17 protein-coding genes and 1 tRNA gene are annotated in these 17,219 nt (G+C 64.3%); 7 read left to right on the top strand and 11 right to left on the bottom strand.

Going from position 1 to position 17,219, the window contains the following annotated elements; all coding sequences use genetic code 11:
• Nucleotides 1-114: 114 nt before the first annotated feature.
• Nucleotides 115-546: a VOC family protein gene (locus QFZ40_RS04200; protein WP_306903035.1), complete on the top strand. Its 432-nt coding sequence runs from the start codon at nt 115-117 to the stop codon at nt 544-546.
• A 42-nt stretch (nt 547-588) separates the two neighbouring features.
• Here the strand turns inward: QFZ40_RS04200 and QFZ40_RS04195 are convergent, their stop codons facing one another.
• Nucleotides 589-978: a VOC family protein gene (locus tag QFZ40_RS04195; protein ID WP_306903034.1), complete on the bottom strand. Its 390-nt coding sequence runs from the start codon at nt 976-978 to the stop codon at nt 589-591.
• A gap of 165 nt (nt 979-1,143) precedes the next feature.
• Here QFZ40_RS04195 and QFZ40_RS04190 point away from each other — a divergent pair, with 165 nt between their 5' ends.
• Entirely contained in the window at nt 1,144-2,151 is a 1,008-nt protein-coding gene (locus QFZ40_RS04190) for a DNA-3-methyladenine glycosylase family protein (RefSeq protein WP_306903033.1), read from the top strand.
• A 37-nt stretch (nt 2,152-2,188) separates the two neighbouring features.
• On the opposite strand, the gene QFZ40_RS04185 is transcribed toward QFZ40_RS04190, so the two are convergent.
• Both QFZ40_RS04185 and QFZ40_RS04180 read right to left on the bottom strand, forming a co-directional pair.
• A complete protein-coding gene (locus QFZ40_RS04185; RefSeq protein ID WP_306903032.1) occupies nt 2,189-2,896 on the bottom strand; it encodes a response regulator transcription factor in 708 nt (235 codons plus the stop codon).
• On the bottom strand, nt 2,886-4,931 hold the full coding sequence (locus tag QFZ40_RS04180; RefSeq protein ID WP_306903030.1) for a sensor histidine kinase: 2,046 nt from the start codon (nt 4,929-4,931) through the stop codon (nt 2,886-2,888). The genes QFZ40_RS04185 and QFZ40_RS04180 overlap by 11 nt, the downstream gene beginning before the upstream one ends.
• A gap of 172 nt (nt 4,932-5,103) precedes the next feature.
• Here QFZ40_RS04180 and QFZ40_RS04175 point away from each other — a divergent pair, with 172 nt between their 5' ends.
• Complete coding sequence (locus QFZ40_RS04175; protein WP_306903029.1) at nt 5,104-5,571, top strand: hypothetical protein; 468 nt, start codon at nt 5,104-5,106, stop codon at nt 5,569-5,571.
• The gene (locus tag QFZ40_RS04170; protein WP_306903028.1) at nt 5,555-7,030 is read left to right on the top strand and encodes a multicopper oxidase family protein; all 1,476 of its coding nucleotides are present in this window, start codon (nt 5,555-5,557) and stop codon (nt 7,028-7,030) included. Before QFZ40_RS04175 ends, QFZ40_RS04170 begins: the two co-directional genes overlap by 17 nt.
• A gap of 72 nt (nt 7,031-7,102) precedes the next feature.
• Here QFZ40_RS04170 and QFZ40_RS04165 read toward each other — a convergent pair whose 3' ends face one another.
• Nucleotides 7,103-8,014: a hypothetical protein gene (locus QFZ40_RS04165; RefSeq protein ID WP_306903027.1), complete on the bottom strand. Its 912-nt coding sequence runs from the start codon at nt 8,012-8,014 to the stop codon at nt 7,103-7,105.
• Nucleotides 8,015-8,146: 132 nt separating this feature from the next.
• Nucleotides 8,147-9,823: an AMP-binding protein gene (locus tag QFZ40_RS04160; protein ID WP_306903026.1), complete on the bottom strand. Its 1,677-nt coding sequence runs from the start codon at nt 9,821-9,823 to the stop codon at nt 8,147-8,149.
• Between the two features lie 114 nt (nt 9,824-9,937).
• Here QFZ40_RS04160 and QFZ40_RS04155 point away from each other — a divergent pair, with 114 nt between their 5' ends.
• Entirely contained in the window at nt 9,938-10,216 is a 279-nt protein-coding gene (locus QFZ40_RS04155; RefSeq protein ID WP_306903025.1) for a putative quinol monooxygenase, read from the top strand.
• A 90-nt stretch (nt 10,217-10,306) separates the two neighbouring features.
• Here QFZ40_RS04155 and trxA read toward each other — a convergent pair whose 3' ends face one another.
• The 3 genes from trxA to QFZ40_RS04140 form a co-directional block, all read right to left on the bottom strand.
• Nucleotides 10,307-10,735 carry a thioredoxin gene (gene trxA, locus QFZ40_RS04150; protein WP_306903024.1) on the bottom strand — a complete coding sequence of 143 codons (429 nt, stop codon included), beginning with the start codon at nt 10,733-10,735 and terminating at the stop codon, nt 10,307-10,309.
• Nucleotides 10,736-10,836: 101 nt separating this feature from the next.
• Nucleotides 10,837-11,391: an acyl-CoA thioesterase gene (locus QFZ40_RS04145; protein ID WP_306903023.1), complete on the bottom strand. Its 555-nt coding sequence runs from the start codon at nt 11,389-11,391 to the stop codon at nt 10,837-10,839.
• Nucleotides 11,392-11,448: 57 nt separating this feature from the next.
• Entirely contained in the window at nt 11,449-13,431 is a 1,983-nt protein-coding gene (locus tag QFZ40_RS04140) for a beta-N-acetylhexosaminidase family protein (RefSeq protein ID WP_306903022.1), read from the bottom strand.
• A gap of 471 nt (nt 13,432-13,902) precedes the next feature.
• On the opposite strand from QFZ40_RS04140, the gene QFZ40_RS04135 reads away from it, so the two are divergent.
• Complete coding sequence (locus tag QFZ40_RS04135; protein ID WP_306903021.1) at nt 13,903-14,871, top strand: LysM peptidoglycan-binding domain-containing protein; 969 nt, start codon at nt 13,903-13,905, stop codon at nt 14,869-14,871.
• A gap of 181 nt (nt 14,872-15,052) precedes the next feature.
• Here the strand turns inward: QFZ40_RS04135 and QFZ40_RS04130 are convergent.
• Both QFZ40_RS04130 and QFZ40_RS04125 read right to left on the bottom strand, forming a co-directional pair.
• Nucleotides 15,053-15,134: transfer RNA gene (locus QFZ40_RS04130), tRNA-Tyr, on the bottom strand.
• Nucleotides 15,135-15,295: 161 nt separating this feature from the next.
• Nucleotides 15,296-15,550, bottom strand: a complete 255-nt coding sequence (locus tag QFZ40_RS04125) for a hypothetical protein (protein ID WP_306903020.1) — start codon at nt 15,548-15,550, stop codon at nt 15,296-15,298.
• Between the two features lie 227 nt (nt 15,551-15,777).
• Here QFZ40_RS04125 and QFZ40_RS04120 point away from each other — a divergent pair, with 227 nt between their 5' ends.
• Nucleotides 15,778-16,269: a YajQ family cyclic di-GMP-binding protein gene (locus QFZ40_RS04120; RefSeq protein WP_306903019.1), complete on the top strand. Its 492-nt coding sequence runs from the start codon at nt 15,778-15,780 to the stop codon at nt 16,267-16,269.
• Nucleotides 16,270-16,329: 60 nt separating this feature from the next.
• Here QFZ40_RS04120 and htpX read toward each other — a convergent pair whose 3' ends face one another.
• Nucleotides 16,330-17,196 (bottom strand): zinc metalloprotease HtpX, encoded by an 867-nt coding sequence (gene htpX / locus QFZ40_RS04115; RefSeq protein WP_306903018.1) that lies wholly within the window; start codon nt 17,194-17,196, stop codon nt 16,330-16,332.
• Nucleotides 17,197-17,219: the final 23 nt, after the last annotated feature.

Here is a 17,219-nt window from a genome sequence, read left to right as displayed (position 1 = left end):
GTTACCGCTTCCTCTTTGGACTCCTCATTCCGCCGGTGTGGCCTAGCCATCATCGCCATGAGACGGCAAGCTGTAGTGGACCTCCCCTGCATTTTTGTCGAAAGGAACCTTGCCATGGATTGGACCCTGGAAGTGGTTGTGCTCCCGGTCAGTGACATCGACCGTGCCGTGGAGTTTTACCGGGACAAAGTGGGCTTCCACCTGGATCACAACACCACCAACGAGCACATGCACGTGGTCCAGCTGACCCCGCCGGGCTCAGGTTGTTCCATAGTGATCGGGGACCTTCCGTCGCAGCGGGAGATGGCCCCCGGGTCCATGCGCGGGCTGCAGCTGGTGGTTTCCGACGCCCGGGCTGCACGCGAGGAACTGGTGGGACGCGGCGTGGATGCCAGTGAGATCACTGTCTTTGACGAACGCGACGGCGGGACTTTCTTTGGATTCAGCGATCCGGACGGCAATACCTGGGCAGTGCAGGAACTGAAGGTCCGGGCGGAGAAGCCGCTCATTCCGCTGGAAGCCCGCGGCCGGTTCGGCGAGGAGTAGCTGCCCGGCCCTCCGGCTCTGTAACGTCCGCTGCGGCTGCCCTTAGCCCTGTTCCGCCGGGAGGTTTTCCCAAAGGCCCATGATGTTACCCTCGGTGTCCTTGAAGTAGGCGAAGAAGCCCATGCCCGGAATGGAGTCTTTCGGGGCAACGATCGAACCGCCGAGCTGTTCCACCGTCTTTAGCGTGGCATCGATGTCGTCCACGTCCACCGTGATGACCGGGTTTTTCAGCTCGCCTTCCCTGCCCATCAGTCCGCCGTTGATGGCTCCTGGCTCGGTTGGCCGGCCCGTTTCATCCGTCGCGGTGGTGCTGATGATGTTGTAGTTCATCTCCGGCATGGGGTCGATCTTCCAGCCGAAGGTTTCCGAGTAAAAGTTTCTGGCCCGTTCCTGGTCGTCCGCCGGGATTTCGAAATGTACTACTCCACCCATGGTGTTCACCCTGACTTCTTGAAGGGAAGACGCGGCCGGCCCGCGCCACACTCGGGATTCTAGTCCTCGACGGCGGCGGGGTTAAGGGCTGCCTTTAGGAACCCTGGCTGTGCGGCTCATACCTGAAGAATGCTCTTTGTCAGCCGTGCGTGGGACGATGGCTGCATGACCATCGCTGACGCACCTGCCCGGCTGGCTGCCGCGGCGGACGCGTCCCTTCGGTGGCATCCCGGCAGTCCCTACAGCCTGGCCCAGACCTTGGGCATCCTGCTCCGCGGCGCCGGAGATCCCACGTTCAGTTCACGGCCGGACGGGCTATGGACGGCATTTACGACGCCGGCCGGGCCGGTTACGCTGCACCTGACCAGCGCCGGCGGCCCTGGCGGCGTCTCCTCCGGCGCGGATGGCGCCGGCGAACCCCACATTGACGTGCAGGCGTGGGGAGCAGGCTCCCGTGCGGCGCTGGACGGCGTACCGCGCCTGCTCGGAGCAGAGGACGACTGGTCGGGGTTTGACGAGGAAGTATTCCATGCCACGCTCCCCCGGATGGTCCGGGATGCACGGCGCCGGAACCCCGCCGTCCGCCTGCCCTCCACCGGGCGCATGGTCGATGCCCTGGTGCCCACCATCCTCGAGCAGAAGGTCACGGTCCTCGAGGCGAGGCGGGGCTACCGCTACCTGATGTACCGCTTCGGCTCGCCCGCCCCGGGCGGCACCGCTGTTCCCTCCGGCCTGCTGGTCCAGCCCACCCCTGAGGAGTGGCTGCGGATCCCGTCATGGGAGTGGCACAAGGCCGGAGTGGGACCGCAGCGTTCGGCCACCGTCATGCGGGCGCTGCGTTCCGCCGTCGCACTGGAACGGCTGGCGGCGCTGCCGGCGGCGGAAGCGGCAGCCAAAATGCAGGTCATTCCCGGGATCGGGGTGTGGACGGCCGCCGAAGTTGTGCAGCGGACCCACGGATGCCCGGACTCGATCGCGGTGGGCGACTACCATCTCGCCGGGTATGTGGGTGCTGCCCTGACCGGGCGACGAACGGACGACGCGGGAATGCTGGCCCTGCTGGAACCGTGGACTGGCCACCGGCAGCGGGTGGTCCGCATGATCGGACTGAGCGGCTTCCGTAAACCCGTTTTCGGTCCCCGGATGACCATCCAGGACCACCGCCAGCACTGACAAGCGTGCCCGCCGGTATTCGCGCCAGCGCGGACTACTACCGATCGCGTTCCTCCACTGCTGCCGGGTTGCTGTCGCTCTGCAGGAATGCGAGCACGGCAGCAACGCGACGGTGCACCCCCGCCGCGGGAAGCCGGAGCTTGGTGAAGATCGCATTGACATGTTTCTCCACCGTGGAGGAGGACAGGTAGAGCGACTGTTCGATGCCGGCGTTTGTCCGACCCTGCGCCATCTCCCGCAGCACGTCGAGCTCCCGCGGAGACAGGTCGGCGAGTGGGCTTGCTGCGACGGTCCGGCGGCGGCGCACGAGCGTGTCGACGATCTGCGGGTCGATGACCGAACCGCCCACCCGCACCTCACGGAGTGCGTGGACGAGGTCTTCGAGGTCGCCGATGCGGTCCTTCAGCAGGTAGCCGAGCCCGGCGGAGCCGTTGGCGAAAAGGGCGAGGGCATAGCTCTCGTCGGCGTGCTGTGACAGCACTACCACACCAGTGTCCGGGTATGTGGCACGAATGGCCCGCGCCGCCTCGATGCCTTCCATGTGGTGGCCCGGGGGCATCCGGATGTCAGTGAGGACAGCATCAGGGGAGAACCGGCGCACGGCATCAAGCAACTCGGCCGCGTTACCCGTGCAGGCCACCACATCGATTTCACCGGAGTCCTCCAGCAGACGGCGGACCCCCTCGCGTACGAGATAGTTATCCTCCGCGATCACCACCCGCAGCATGCCCGGCTCATCCAACACGGTCCACCCCTCGCTGCACCGGAAGCTCAACCACGACTCTTGTTCCCGATGGATCGTTGTCCATGACATTCACGCTCCCGCGCAACGCTGCCACCCGGTCGCGGATGTTCGCCAGGCCGCCGCTCGATACGGGCGCCGGGCCGCCCATGCCACATCCGTCGTCACTGATCGCGATCCGCAGATGCCCGTCATCCTGGACGAGTTGGACGGAGGCGAGGCTGGCATTGGCGTGCTTAGCAGTGTTCGCCAGCGCCTCCCGGACCACGTAGTAGGCCGTCGTCTCCACGTCCTCAGGGAACCGCTCGGCACGCAAGTGATCATCGGCGTCGACGGTCAGCGGAATGGGGAACTTCCCCACACTCGACTCAATCGCCGCCACCAGGCCGTTATCGCTGAGCACGGGCGGGTGGATGCCATGTGCAAGCTCGCGGAGGTCGGTCAGCGTTTCGCGGGCCTGATCCTGCAAAGCGGCCAGTTCGTCAGCCGTAAGCTGTCCGCGCTGCAGCCGGTTGCGCGCCAGGCGGAGCCCGGCGATCTGTGCGACCACGTTCTGCTGGATCCCGTCATGCAGGTCCCGCTCCAGGCGCTTCCGTTCGTCGTCCTGCGCGGCGACCAGGCGCTCCCGCGATGCGGTGAGATCGATCAGTTGCTCTGCGAGCCGAGCGCTGAGGCGGACGTTGGCAACTGATGCGGCGGCCTGGCTGGCAACCGTACGCAGCAGGCTACGTTCGGCGTCGCTGTAATCCCCGCGCCGGCGGGGACCCACCTCTATCCGCCCAAGCGTCTCATCCGCCCGCTCAAGGTCGCAGGAGGCCACGGCAGCTCCCCGGGCATCACCCGCAACTCCTGCGGGCGACGCCGCGAAGCTGCCATCGGGCCCAGCCAGGAAGATCCGGACCCAGGACGCATCGAGGCCAGTACGCACGGCCACCGCCAGCCGGGTGAGCAGATCGCCGGGCTCCACCGACTGCTCCAACCGGGAGCCGAGTTCGCTGAGCAGCATCAGCTGGCGGTCCCGGTCTCCAAAGACGGTGCGCTGGATCCAGCGCTGCAGCCAAGCACGCAGCGGCAGCAGGCAGACGGCAAGCAGCGTGGTGAGGAGGACTGCCCCGACGATCGTCATGTTATCGGCGAGGAGCACCCCCGGCGTTGCGACGGCGATTCCGTACAGGACCGTGATGAGCAGGCCGGATGAGCGTGCCACGAGGCGGCCACGGTCACCCGGGGCGATATCGAAGGCGCCGTAGCGGAAGATGCCGTGGATAGCCGCAAGGGGCATTGCGATGAGCGAGGCGAAGACGATGACGGAGGTGATCCACAGCGGCGGCGTGACAGTCCACAGGATGAAACTGACAAGTGACACGGTGACCACCCAGGTCATGACGCGCATGCGAGCGCGAACCTCCACGGCGCCGAAGATCGCCCTGGAGTAGAGCACGGCGAGCCCGAGCACAACGCTCGGCCAAGGCTGGTAAATAAGGTAGTGCATCGCCGGGGCAGCCCATTCCAGCCACGGCACCGCAAACGGATTCGGAACGGCGTCGCCGCTGATGCCGATGTATGGCTGCATGACCACATGCGGCGTCGTCAGCACTGTCAGCGGGCCCACTGCCACAGGCACCCAGATCAGGACGACGGCGATCCGTTGCCATCTCCGCTCCAGGGTTCCGGTGGGGTAGGTGGCAAACATAGCCAGGAAGGCCGCGGTCGATACCGCATCCGCGGTCAGCCCGATCATGTTGAAGAGCGGGAACCACGGCTCCTGGATCAATCCGACGTTGGTCAGGACCAGGGTTTCGCAGGCCGAGCCGACAGCCATGGAGGTGGCTGCCACCGCGATGAAGACAGCGGACGGAGCGGACGAAACGGTGAGCAGCCACATGCCGAACACGAGCGTCGGCAGCACGCCGAGCAAAGGCCAGCCAAGTTGGTGGTCCCCGGCGGAGTCGACAAATCCGCGGACTATGACGACGTAGAGCAGCGACGCCACTCCGATTGGAGCAAGCGCTGCGAGCAATCCCCATCTCCGGAGCACAGTCCTATGATCCGCCTCCGCCGCGGTTCCCGGGAGGGGGTCCTCCCTACACGTCATGGTGGCTAGCCCCCATGCACGTTGTGGCCATCCGCGTTCTGCTCACGTCCGCGGGCTCCTAACGTGGGGTCACGTGGAGACCGCGGAACTGCAACCACACTCATTGGAGGACATCATGCGCAGGATCTATTCGACCATCGCTTGGATCATTGCCGGAGGCGTGGTTGTGCAGGCAGCATCCATCGCCTTTGGACTGGGCGGAATGGTGCACTACGTCCAGGAGGGCGGCGTCGTCGACAAGGCGATCGTCGAAAGCCATCAGGCAACCTTCACCGGTGACCTGGGCTTCCCCATCCATGGCATTGTCGGCGGGATGGTCATTCCGATCGCCGCCATCGCGCTGCTCATCGTCGCCTTCTTCGTCAAAGTGAAGGGTGCGCTGTTGTGGGCCGGCATCGTGTTTGCCCTGGTCGCCCTGCAGATCACCCTGGGCTACTCCATCGCCGACGTGCCCTACCTCGGCCTGATCCACGGAGCTAACGCGTTGGCTGTGCTGCTCACCGCCGTTTACACGGCTTTGCGGCTCAGCCGTCGCAACTTCATCCGCGCCGAGAAAACCACCTCCGATGCCATCGCGACATGACCTCTCCCGGCGCGTTGCCATGGGCATGGCTGTCATCATCGCCCTTGGCGTCGGCGCGCTCGGCTGGGCCTCGACGCTGCTCGGCGAGTACTCGGTGATGGACATGGGTGGCGGACACGCCGGCCATGTCCACGGCTCTGGCACGGGCACCGGAGTCCCGGCCACCGGAGTCAGCGTGACCGAGCTCATCGCGGACCCGCTTCGGCCCCCTGATGTGCGCGTCGAGCTGATCGCCCGGAAGCAGACGATCCAGGTGCCCGGCGGCCATCCGGTCGAGGGTTACACCGTGAACGGCACATCCCCGGGACCGACCATTCGGGCGCGGCAGGGCTCCCTTGTCGAGGCCGTGTTCGTGAACGAGTCGGTTCCGGCCGGCGCCACCCTTCACTGGCACGGCATCGATGTGGCTAATGCGGCTGACGGCGTGGCAGGCGTTACCCAGGACGCCGTCCCCGTCGGCGGGCGCCAGGTGTATCGATTCGTAGCAGCGGACTCCGGTACGTACTGGTACCACTCCCATCAGGTGTCCCATGAGCAGGTTGAGGGCGGGCTGCTCGGTGCGGTGGTCATCGAACCTGCGGAGCAGCCGGCACGGGCCTTTGATACGGACGTCCTCGCGCTGCTGCATGTGTACGGCGGCCAGCACACACTCAACGGGCGGGTGCAGGACGAACAGGTTGCGGCCGAGCCCGGATCCACCGTGCGGATCCGGATCATCAACACCGACCAAGGCACGGCCGCAGTGTGGTCTGCGGCCCCATTCCTGGTGGTGTCCGTTGACGGGCACGACGTGAACGCCCCAGCCATGGTCGAAGGCCGGACAGTGCTCATTCCCGCTGGCGGACGGGCCGATATTGCGGTGCAGGCCCCCGCCCAGGGCTCGGTGCGCCTCCAGGTCGGCGGGGCCCGCAGCATCTCCGTCGGCGATCCCGCGGTGGCCGCGCCGCCGGCCCGTCAACCGGCGGAAACCCTCGACCTGCTGTCGTACGGTGACCCTGCCCCGCTGGATTTCGACCCGCAGTCGCCGGACCGGACGTTCGACTACGTGATCGGCCGCCGCTTCGGCCTCATCGATGGGCGCCCCGGCAACTTCTGGACAATCAACGGGCAACTGTTCCCCGACGTGCCGATGTTCCATGTTCGCGAGGGGGACGTCGTCCTGATGCGCCTGGTGAACGAGACGGGCGAGGTGCATCCGATGCACCTTCATGGCCACCATTTCCTGGTGCTTTCACGCGGCGGCGAGCACGCCTCGGGAAGCCCGTGGTGGGCCGATTCGCTCGACGTCCGCCCTGCCGAGTCGTATCAGATCGCCTTCGTCGCCGACAATCCCGGAATCTGGAGCGACCACTGCCACACGCTCGCGCATGCCGTGGACGGCCTCGTCGCCCACGTCATGTACGAGGGGGTCTCAACCCCGTTCACCATCAACGGCGCCGCAGGGAACCAACCCGAATAAAGCAACGCGGGGTCACTTTAGGCCCTCAAAACACCGATCATCGGGCCGTAAGTGACCCCGCGTTCCAGGAGCTTACCGTCGGGCTCGTTTCATCCTGCCGATGAGCTCCTGGAAACCGTCCGCTAGGTCGTCTGCGTTCGGCTTGAAATAGGACCAGCCGGCATTGATGAAAAATTCGTCGCGGCGGTTGTCGCGCGACTGCTGCTCCCTCGACCGGTGATGCTCGCCGTCGTACTGCACCGCAATCCGGTGCTTCCGGTAGCCAAGGTCGGCTGCCGGCGACCGCGGATCGTTCCGATCGATGCGGAGCTGCAATTCAGGTTCGGGCAGGTGGGCGTCCAGCAACGCCAGCCGGAGGAATGTTTCCGGGAATGAGTCCGCCCCCACCCGCATCTCATCCAGCGCCAGCCGCGCCTTCTCCACGCCCTTCATGTTGGGATGCTGCCGGATCAGCAGGCGCAGCCCGTCCTTGAAGGCAAACGGCATGCTTCGAAACTCGTGCTCCGACCGTGGAACCCGGATCAGTTGGTCTCCCATGGCCACGAGATATCGGAGCGGCAGCTCGTGGGCCAGGTCAAGCCACGTCCGGGCGGGCCCGCTGACCCTGATGCCATCAATTTCCGTGATTTCACCAGGGATCACGTGCACGCGGTGACCGATAACGCCGGACCGCCGGACCCGCGGCAACCCGTGCGGCTTGCTGAGATGGATACGCGGTTCCACACCCAGCCAGGGAGGAAGACCCAAACCGCAGATGACAGCCGCAGTCTCATGTGACACCCATGCATCCGGAGTGGCCGAGCAGAGCACGCGTGCCCTGTCATGCATGTCGGGGTCCTGCCCGGCGTGGGCGCCAATCAACCGTCCGGCACCAACCAGATCCTGGGCCCGCAATCGCTTTGTTGTAACACCCAGTTCCCGTGCCTGATAGATCGTGAAAGGCGGCTTGCCGAGTTCCTCGGGAAGTGGCTTGGCGGTAACCATGGCACCAAGTGTGCACGTTCGGCGGAACCTCCGCTGGAGTTATCCACAGGCCTCCGTCCTCCCACCCAACGCGGGGTCACTTAATGCCCAAAGAACGCCAAATATTGGGCGGAAAGTGACCCCGCGTTGCCGTTAGAGTCCCAGCCGGGCGACGGCTTCCTCACGCATCTCCACTTTGCGGATCTTGCCGGACACGGTCATGGGGAAGCTTTCGCGCACGTCCACGTACTTCGGGATCTTGAAGTGCGCCAGCTTTCCCCGGCAATATTCCGCAATCGAGGCGGCGTCCAGGGCTTCCGCTCCCGGCTTGAGGATGATGCAGGCCATGAGCTCCTCACCGTACTTTGGGTCTGGAACACCGATCACCTGCACGTCCTGAATGGCGGGATGCGTGTAGAGAAACTCCTCGATCTCCCGCGGGTAGATATTCTCTCCCCCGCGGATCACCATGTCCTTGATCCGCCCTTCGACGATCACGTATCCGTCGTCGTCCATCTGTGCAAGGTCACCGGTGTGCATCCAGCCCTCAGCATCGATCGCCTCGGCCGTCTTGTCCGGCTGGTTCCAGTAGCCGGTCATCACGGCGTAGCCGCGGGTGCACAGCTCCCCGATCTGGCCCCGCTCCAGCACCTCGCCCGTGCCCGGGTCCACGATCTTGCTCTCCAGCTGAGGCATGGTGCGGCCCACCGTCTCCGTCCGGTGCTGCAACGTGTCCCCCTGGCGGGTCATGGTGGATACAGGCGACGTTTCGGTCATGCCATAGCAGATGGCCACATCCTTCATGTTCATCTCCGAAATGACCCGGTTCATCACCTCGATCGGGCACAACGAACCCGCCATGACGCCTGTCCGGAGGGTGGACAGATCGTAAGAGGCAAAGTCCGGCAGCGCCAGCTCGGCGATGAACATGGTCGGCACGCCGTACAGGGACGTCCCGCCGAAGTCCTGAACCGCCTCCAGGGCCGCCGCCGGGTTGAAACCCCTGCCCGGGATGATGGTGGCGGCTCCGTGGCTGAGCGCGTTCAGGTTGCCGATGACCATGCCGAAGCAGTGGTAGAACGGCACCGGAATCACTACCCGGTCGTGCTCGGTGTACCGCAGCAGCTCCCCGATGGAGTAGCCGTTGTTCAGGATGTTATGGTGCGTCAGCGTGGCGCCCTTGGGAAAGCCAGTGGTCCCGGACGTGTACTGCAGGTTGATGGGGTCGTGCGGACCGAGTTCCGCCATGCGGGCCTTCAGGCCGGAATGCCCGACGTCGTCAGCCCGCTTGAGCAGTTCGGCGTAGGTCAGTTCCGCGTCGCTTTCCGGGATGCCTCCGTCGAGCCCTTCCATCCCGGCATCCGGCAGGAACACCAGCTCGCGCAGGTCCGGGGAGGCCGCCAACGCCTGCCGTGCCATGCCCACGTAATCGCTGTTCCGGTCCGAGGGCGCCGTGACCAGCATCCGCATGCCGTTCTGTTTGACCACAAATTCAAGCTCGTGGCTGCGGTACGCGGGATTCACATTGACCAGGATGGCCCCCGCCTTGGCCGTGGCGTATTGCAGGAGGGTCCACTCAGCGCAGTTCGGGCTCCAGATCCCCACCCGGTCCCCCTTGGCGATGCCCAAGGCGAGCAGGGCACGCGCCAGCCGGTCGACGTCGTCGTTCATTTTCGTGTAACTCCAGCGCCGGGCGTCAGCGCCGGGAACGGGCGCGGCCTCAATTAGCGCGTCATGGAAGGGAAACCGGGCCACGATCCGTTCGAAGTTCTGGCCGATGGTTTCCTCGAGTAGCGGGACGTCAGTGTCCCCGGCTGTGTAAGCGCGCATGATGGCACGCTACCAAGCGGCCACGGCCATTGAAAGCACATTGCTATGCAACAGGAGGTGGTCCTGGAGTAAGCGAGTCAGGTTGGGGCGGCAGCGGCCGGTAATGTGAGGTCAATGAGTGCACCCATCGATCTGCAGGCAACGTTCATCCCCAACGAGGGCGAGTTTTTCCGCGTCAAACTCGCCCTGGAAATAGCCATCGACGAGGTGGCCAGCGAGCCCGGCTGCCTCCGGTACGAACTGACGGAGGCCACCGAGGACAAGCTGGTCCTCACGGAGCAGTGGGCATCAGAGGAGGATCTCGAAAAGCACTCCAAGGGCACCGCGGTCCAGGACCTGAACGAATCCTTAAGTGCGCTGCTGGCGGAGCCGGTCAAGCTCGAGCGCATCTAGTCCTGGCCACGCAAAACGCGGGGTCACTTTCCGCCCAAAGAACCGAGGTTTTTGGGCGGAAAGTGACCCCGCGTTGCAGTTAAGGAAGGGTTAGAGATCCGGAATCTGGCTGCCGTCCTGCGGAGCGGCACCCGCACCCTGGCTGGCAGCGGCGGCTTCAGCCTGCGCGCGTGCAACGTGGGCGTGGACTTCATCCATGTCCAGTGCTTTGACGGCGTCGACGACCTGTTCGAGCTGCTGGGCGTTCAGTGCTCCCGGCTGGGAGAAGACCAGCACTTTTTCGCGGAAGGCCATGAGCGTGGGGATGGACGTGATCCCGGCCTCCGCGGCTAGCTGCTGCTCGGCCTCGGTGTCCACCTTTGCGAACAGGACATCGGAGTGCTTCTCCGAGACCGTCCGGTACGTGGGCGCAAACTGTCGGCACGGTCCGCACCATTCGGCCCAGAAATCGACAAGAACAATATCGTTGCCCTCGATGGTCGACGCGAACTGTTCACCTGTGATGTCAACGGTAGCCATCCCTTAACGGTACGCGAGGGTGTCCGCGATGTCGCCGCCGGAACAGGCTTGTTCGCTTCCCGCGTCATCGGGAATAAGTGGGCAGGGGGCGGTTGCCTAACCTAGACCCTGGTTCCCCAGAGGTGTGGTGCGGGCGTGCGGCTGCCCGGCAGTGCGTTTGTCTGGCGCCATTCGTGGATCCACTCAGGAAGTTCCAGATCCGCCGGCGGCTCACCGAACTCCTTCAGGATCTCCTCCTGGCTGACCGGCCTGCCCTTGCTTACAAGGCGGGTGGCGATGTAGGCACGGGCGTAGATCTCGCCGTCGGACACCATGCGCTGCTCAAAGTAGATGGCCTTCGCGTCCAGCCCGATGATCCTGGATTCGATGGCGTACCGCTGCCACAACTGCAGGGACTTGCGGAAGGCGATGGTCTCGCCCGCCGCCACCGGGCTCCAGCCAAGCCGGCGCATCCTCTTCCACACGCCGCTGCGGACCATGAGGTCGAACCGGCCCAGGTCCATCAGCGAAAAGTACATGCCGTTGTTGACGTGCATGGCGATGTCGATGTCGGTGGGCAGGACCCGCAGCGGCAGCGACGAGATGTCCCAGATGGACAACGCGGAGCGGCGTGCCGAGGTGAACAGCATGAGGAGGGTGCGCAGAAGCAGGTGCATCCATCAATGTTACCCACAGGTAACTTAGGGGCAAGTCCGGCTGTTCTATTGGATCAACTAATGGCCGAGCGCGTGGTCCGATTCACGGATTGCCCGCTCAAGGAAGGCCTCGAACATACCGTCACCAACCCTTGGCTTGACATCCGGATGGTCAAAAGCCTGTTGGGTGGCCTGGCTTGCCCTCTCGCGCGCGGCATCCAGCCCCGAGCGGGCAGCGGCCACCGCCGACTCATCGCCTTTCTTTGCTGCTGCCAGAATGGTGATGGCGTCTTGCACGGCCTCGCCGTAGCTGGCTGCTGACTCAATCCAGTTGAGCGCGTCGTGATAGAACCCTTGGACAGAAACGCGTGAAAGGACCTCAGGGAGGCTGCTGATCATGGCTGCCCGCCGTTCCAGCGCCGAGTCGTTAACCGTGCCGGCCTCGTAGGATCGCCAGAACTCCTCCATGTCCGCCTTGAGCAGCGGCGATTTGACACTCAGCTCATCAATGTCCCAGGACGTGTTCAGGTCAGCGAACGCTTTCACCCCGGCCTGGACATCCGCGTCCGGTCCGGCAATCCATTCAAAGGCCGCATTCAATGAATCCTCCCGATCGGATCCCGGACCATTCCACATGTAGTCCGCGAAGCTGGCAAGCGCCGGCATGGAGGCATAAGCCTGGACCATGGGATTGGCGGTGATGCCCGCTACCACGTCATGCAGGTGCGGATCACGGGCAACTGCTGGTCCCAGGTACAGCCGGTCGGGGGCAAAATCATTGACGGGATAGTTGTCCCAAAGAAAAATCCGTCGAGGTTGATCCGGGCTGCCGTACACCGAGGTGGCCGCTTCCGCCGAGCCGGACGTGATGGCCCGGGACACGATGTCAGGGCCCGTCCATTGCACCAGGACGTCGGCGTCCAGTTTGGCGCCGAGCTCCTCCTTGTAGGGATCCTTCTCTGTCCCATAGTATTTCGTGGGCACCATTGCGAGCGCGCTGACATCCGGATTTTCCCGCACGAATTGCCGGTTGATCCTGTTGAGGAAGGAGGCCTGGGCTGCGGCGACTCCACGTTCGCCCTCCACATTCCCTTCACGGTCCTCTGGGCATGTCAGGCTCAGATCGATGTCATCCAAGGCAATAACGAAGGTCTTGACCCCCAACTGATACAGGGTCTGCAGCTTGTCCAATGCTGTGTCCAGATCCGCCTTATTGGAATAGCAGATGTCCATTCCCGGCGAGAGGGCGTAAACAAATCTCACATGGTTCCTCGTGGCGGTCCTGACTACTTCCGACAACTCCTCGAGCTGGCGGGCAGTGTATTGCTGCCGCCACTCTTCGCGAAGCAAGGGGTCGTCCTTCGGAGAGAACATGTAGGTGTTCAGCTTTTGCCGGCCATAAAACTCCAGCTGATCCAGCCGGGCCTGGTGCGTCCATGGAAAGCCGTAAAACCCCTCCACTACCCCGCGAATACTCATCAGGGGCCAGTCTTTGATCACCACATGCACCTCGCCGGAATCCTCTGCCACCTGCCGCAGGGTCTGCGCAGCATAGTAGACACCATCCTGATCATGGCCGGCCAGTACAACAGCCTGTTGGCGACCGTTCAGTCCTGCGGCCAGAACGTAGCCCTCGGGTTTTCCCAGGGCTTCAGAACCATCCATGCCCATGGCGACCAAAGCCGTCTTGATGCGCGGGTTGTCTTCAGGCGTGCCCATGAAGACCCTGGTAAGCCCTGATCCGGCGGCATGGTCTGACTCCAAGGTGCCGCCAGCCTTGGCAACGGTCTGCCTGACGATCTCAAGCGCCGCGCTATCAGTCTCTGGTCCCCTATCGATTACTACACGCCCGCGCAGCGACACGGCAGTCCCGACGGTATCAATGCTCTGCGGGGCTGGAAATACCCGCACGGATGCGGGGAACAGTGGAAGCGGATAGAGGTCAGCGAGTTGGTCTGCGGCGCAGGTGAGAAGGACCAGGACGCCGATCAGCAGAAACGACAGCACCTTGGCGCCGTCCGTCCTGACGGGCCTCGTCAAAGGATTGCGCCCTGTCGCCATGAATGGCACCTTCTCCCCGTTACAAAGGCCTGGCCTCCAGCCTGATCCGGCTGGCTGACCGGCCCGTGACATCTCCTTTGGGAGTCAGCATAGCCGGACAATCCCCGCGGCCTCACAGGCCCTACGCCCTACAGCCCGACCACAGGTATCCGGCCGCACGAAGAGCAGGTATCCGATCCACGCCTGCACAAGTAGTGGGCGGAAATATTCGGGTAATCCCTACTCGTGCCGCGCCTGAGGGCACTTCCTAGACTCAAAAGTCCTAGGGCCGAATGTTGTTGGCGCATCCTCCGAGCTGGGGTGGATGATGCCGCTTCATAGTGGAGCTTCCGTTTTTTCTGGATTACGGCGCCTCCCATCGTGCGCACCTCTGCACCGTTCCGGTCGCTGACCGGAACGCGCAGCGCACCCACCTCGATCCGTCCTGCACGCCCTGCTGCGTTTGCCGGACCGAACCCCGATGGGCCACCCATGTATCAGCTGAAACCGGAAAGCCCGGAACTGCCTCGCAGGAACTTTGTAACGGATATCCCCAGGGCCGATCTGACGGCGGGCCGCCGGCCGGTCAGCGCCAGGCTCTGGGCAGGCATGGCGGTAGCTGCAGTGGTGGCCGCGGTCAGCGTTGGTGCCCTGGCGGGTACCGTGCGTATACCGGCAGCGGAGAGCCCGACGGCGGCCGCTCCGGTTGTGCGGCTGGCCCCGCCTCTGGTCGACCTGCCCCTGGACGGACCTGATGCGGGTCCGGGAACGAGTGCCGCGGGCACGGTGTCTCAAGGCGAGGTTTCCGCGGAGGCTGCAGCTTCGGCACCGGTCGCCGTGGCGGCCGAGGCACCTCCTGCCCCAGCAGCTGCCGAGGCGCCTCCCGCCCCGCCTGCCGGCGACGCCAACCTCTATACAGTGGTTGCCGGAGATACCGTCGGCTCCATTGCGGCCCGCTTCGGCGTGGACCTGAACGCCATGCTCGCAGCCAACGGCCTGGGCGGATACAGCATCATCGTTCCCGGTCAGACCCTGAAGCTGACCGGACCCGCGGTGACGACGCCTGCTCCCGCGGCAGCCCCGGCCCCTGCAGCCCCGGCACCGGCGCCTGCCCAGGTTCAGGCGGCACCCGCTGTCCGGACCATTTACGTGGCCGGTTCGGGCGGCCAGTCCATGGTGGACGCCTGCATCGGTCCGATCCACTACACCCCGAATGACGGATACTCGCTGTTCATCACCGAACACGACTTCTGCGGGGGCTGGGCCCGCTTCTCGGGCATCGGGGTTGGCGAGACGATCAGCATCCCCGGCTACGGAACGTTCACAGCGACGGCCCGGGGCCAGGTCCCGAATCCCGGAACCACCAACGACGTCATCTCAGTATTCGGCGGTTTCCCCAGGGCTATCCTGCAGACGTGTATCCCGGGCACCAGCCAGATGCTGCTGATCGCGCTGAACTGACCGGCCCCTGGCAGCTTCCCCCCTGTTATGGTCTACTCCCCCTGGCATGCCGGGGGGAATAGACCATGTGGAGGGGAACGGCCCGGCTGCACCCGGGTAAAGAAAAACACCCCGGTCCGAAGACCGGGGTGTAACCGGTGACTCGACTCATCCGTAAAGATGTCTCGACTCACCACTTGGGTGGCAGATGAGGGATTCGAACCCCCGTAGGCGTTGCCAGCTGATTTACAGTCAGCCCCCTTTGGCCGCTCGGGTAATCTGCCGAACTTCAAAAGAAGATCACCCCCGGCTGCAGTCTCCGGAACGTCCGTTTCCGGGCCGTTCCGCTTCCAGTAACCGCGGGCAAGACAACTTTACAGAACTTCCGCCGAAGAATCGAATCGGGGCTTCGCGGCTCCAAAAAGCCCTGAAGTACGGGCAGGAATCAGGCGCCGCCGAGGATTCGGCCTGCCAGCCGGGCCTCGAATTTCACTGCCTGCTCCTCGGTGATCTGATTCAGCTGGACCGCCCGCAGCAGGTCCTCGCTCACGCCGTCCATGCGCGCGGAAGCGTCGGCCACCGGGCTGAGGATGATGGACGCTGCCAGCGCTGCCGCGGCGACTGAGGTGGCTGCAGTGGCAACGGCCCCTGCGGCAGCGGACGTGGTGCGGGTGACGTAACGGACGGCTTTGCGGTGCATCTTCTTTCCCTTCAGGCGTCTTCCAACTCGTCCAACTCTCCGCGTCCGAGCTTCGTTCCCGCCGTGCTTCCGCTATGAACGAACTGTGAACACCGAAACAAGTTCACAAGGCAGGCATCCGTACTAGGCTGGAATGCAGGTATCCACGCCCCTTGTACCGGCGCAAACTCAGAGGCGCAACCTCAGAGGCACCGCCCGAGCGGGCACCCACCAGCACAAGGAGAGTCATGGCAGGCGAGTCAACATTCGACGTCGTAAGCAAAGTGGACAAGCAGGAAGTCGCGAACGCACTGCACCAGGCGCAGAAGGAACTGGCCCAGCGCTACGACTTCAAGGGCGTCGGCGCGGAGGTTGATTTCAGCGGCGAGAAGATCCTCATGAAGGCCAACTCGGAGGAACGGGTCCTGGCCGTACTGGACGTCCTCCAGTCCAAGCTGATCCGCCGCGGCATCTCGCTCAAGTCCCTGGATGCCGGTGAGCCCTTCGCCTCCGGCAAGGAGTACCGGTTGGAGGCCTCCATCAAGGAGGGCATCGCCCAGGACCTGGCCAAGAAGATCAACAAGCTAATCCGCGACGAAGCCCCGAAGTCGGTCAAGTCCCAGATCCAGGGAGACGAACTGCGCGTCACGTCCAAGTCCCGCGACGACCTGCAGGCCACCATGGCACTGCTGAAGGACTTCGACGAGGCCGACCTGCAGTTCGTGAACTTCCGCAGCTAGTTCAGCTGCATTAACGGTAAGGAAGGGTACGACGGCGGCAGGCCTGTTTGTCAGTCAACCTCAGTTCAGCTGCCGTCCCGCCATCCGTTCGAGCCGGGAAATCCTGTCCTTCATCGGCGGGTGGGTGGCGAACAGCTTGGTCATCGCACCGCCACGGAATGGGCTGGCGATCATCAGGTGCGAGGTGTTCACCAGTTTCTGGTCCTGCGGCAGCGGCGCGATCCTGACACCCTGCTCGATCTTGCGCAGGGCTGAGGCGAGCGCCAGCGGATCGCCGGTGAGCTGCGAACCGTCCTCGTCGGCGTCGAACTCCCTGGTCCGGGAAATGGCCAGCTGGATCAGCGAGGCCGCAAAGGGCGCGAGCAGCGCCATCGCCAGCATCGCGAACGGGTTGGAGTTGCGGCGGTCGCCGCCAAAGAACAGCAGCATCTGGCCCACTGAGGTGATCACGCCTGCCACTGCCGCTGCCACCGAGGACGTCAGGATGTCCCGGTTGTAGACGTGCATAAGTTCGTGCCCCAGGACACCCCGGAGCTCACGGGCGTCCAGCAGCTGCAGTATCCCCTCGGTGCAGCAGACCGCCGCGTTCTTGGGGTTCCGGCCCGTGGCGAAGGCGTTGGGGTTCATGGTGGGCGAGAGATAAATGCGCGGCATCGGCTGGTTTGCGCGGACCGACAGCTCGCGGACTATCTGGTACAGATTGGGCGCCTGCACCTCGGTGACCGGATACGCAGCCATGGAGCGGATGGCGATCTTGTCGCTGTTCCAGTATCCGTAGAACGTGGTGACCACGCCAAGGACAGCCATGATCCAGATAGGCGCTGAACTCCGGGTGTTGATCCCGATCAGTCCGCCCAGGCCCAACAGGACAGCCCAGAGCACGCCGAAGAGCGCCGCCGTCTTCAGGCCGTTGTAATGCTTGTGCACGTTCACCCCTCCAACTCCCCGGA

The organism is Arthrobacter pascens, from assembly GCF_030816475.1.
Lineage (GTDB): Bacteria > Actinomycetota > Actinomycetes > Actinomycetales > Micrococcaceae > Arthrobacter > Arthrobacter pascens_B.
The sequence above is the reverse complement of the archived record's forward strand: the minus strand, read 5'-3'. Positions and strand labels throughout refer to the sequence as shown.

Bases quoted from the DNA above. Each gene is read 5' to 3' on its own strand.
- QFZ40_RS04200 (WP_306903035.1), top strand. From the start codon at position 115: ATGGATTGGACCCTGGAAGTGGTTGTGCTCCCGGTCAGTGACATCGAC.
- QFZ40_RS04195 (WP_306903034.1), bottom strand. From the start codon at position 978: ATGGGTGGAGTAGTACATTTCGAAATCCCGGCGGACGACCAGGAACGG.
- QFZ40_RS04190 (WP_306903033.1), top strand. From the start codon at position 1,144: ATGACCATCGCTGACGCACCTGCCCGGCTGGCTGCCGCGGCGGACGCG.
- QFZ40_RS04175 (WP_306903029.1), top strand. From the start codon at position 5,104: ATGCGCAGGATCTATTCGACCATCGCTTGGATCATTGCCGGAGGCGTG.
- QFZ40_RS04170 (WP_306903028.1), top strand. From the start codon at position 5,555: ATGCCATCGCGACATGACCTCTCCCGGCGCGTTGCCATGGGCATGGCT.
- QFZ40_RS04165 (WP_306903027.1), bottom strand. From the start codon at position 8,014: ATGGTTACCGCCAAGCCACTTCCCGAGGAACTCGGCAAGCCGCCTTTC.
- QFZ40_RS04160 (WP_306903026.1), bottom strand. From the start codon at position 9,823: ATGCGCGCTTACACAGCCGGGGACACTGACGTCCCGCTACTCGAGGAA.
- QFZ40_RS04155 (WP_306903025.1), top strand. From the start codon at position 9,938: ATGAGTGCACCCATCGATCTGCAGGCAACGTTCATCCCCAACGAGGGC.
- trxA (WP_306903024.1), bottom strand. From the start codon at position 10,735: ATGGCTACCGTTGACATCACAGGTGAACAGTTCGCGTCGACCATCGAG.
- QFZ40_RS04145 (WP_306903023.1), bottom strand. From the start codon at position 11,391: ATGCACCTGCTTCTGCGCACCCTCCTCATGCTGTTCACCTCGGCACGC.
- QFZ40_RS04140 (WP_306903022.1), bottom strand. From the start codon at position 13,431: ATGGCGACAGGGCGCAATCCTTTGACGAGGCCCGTCAGGACGGACGGC.
- QFZ40_RS04135 (WP_306903021.1), top strand. From the start codon at position 13,903: ATGTATCAGCTGAAACCGGAAAGCCCGGAACTGCCTCGCAGGAACTTT.
- QFZ40_RS04125 (WP_306903020.1), bottom strand. From the start codon at position 15,550: ATGCACCGCAAAGCCGTCCGTTACGTCACCCGCACCACGTCCGCTGCC.
- QFZ40_RS04120 (WP_306903019.1), top strand. From the start codon at position 15,778: ATGGCAGGCGAGTCAACATTCGACGTCGTAAGCAAAGTGGACAAGCAG.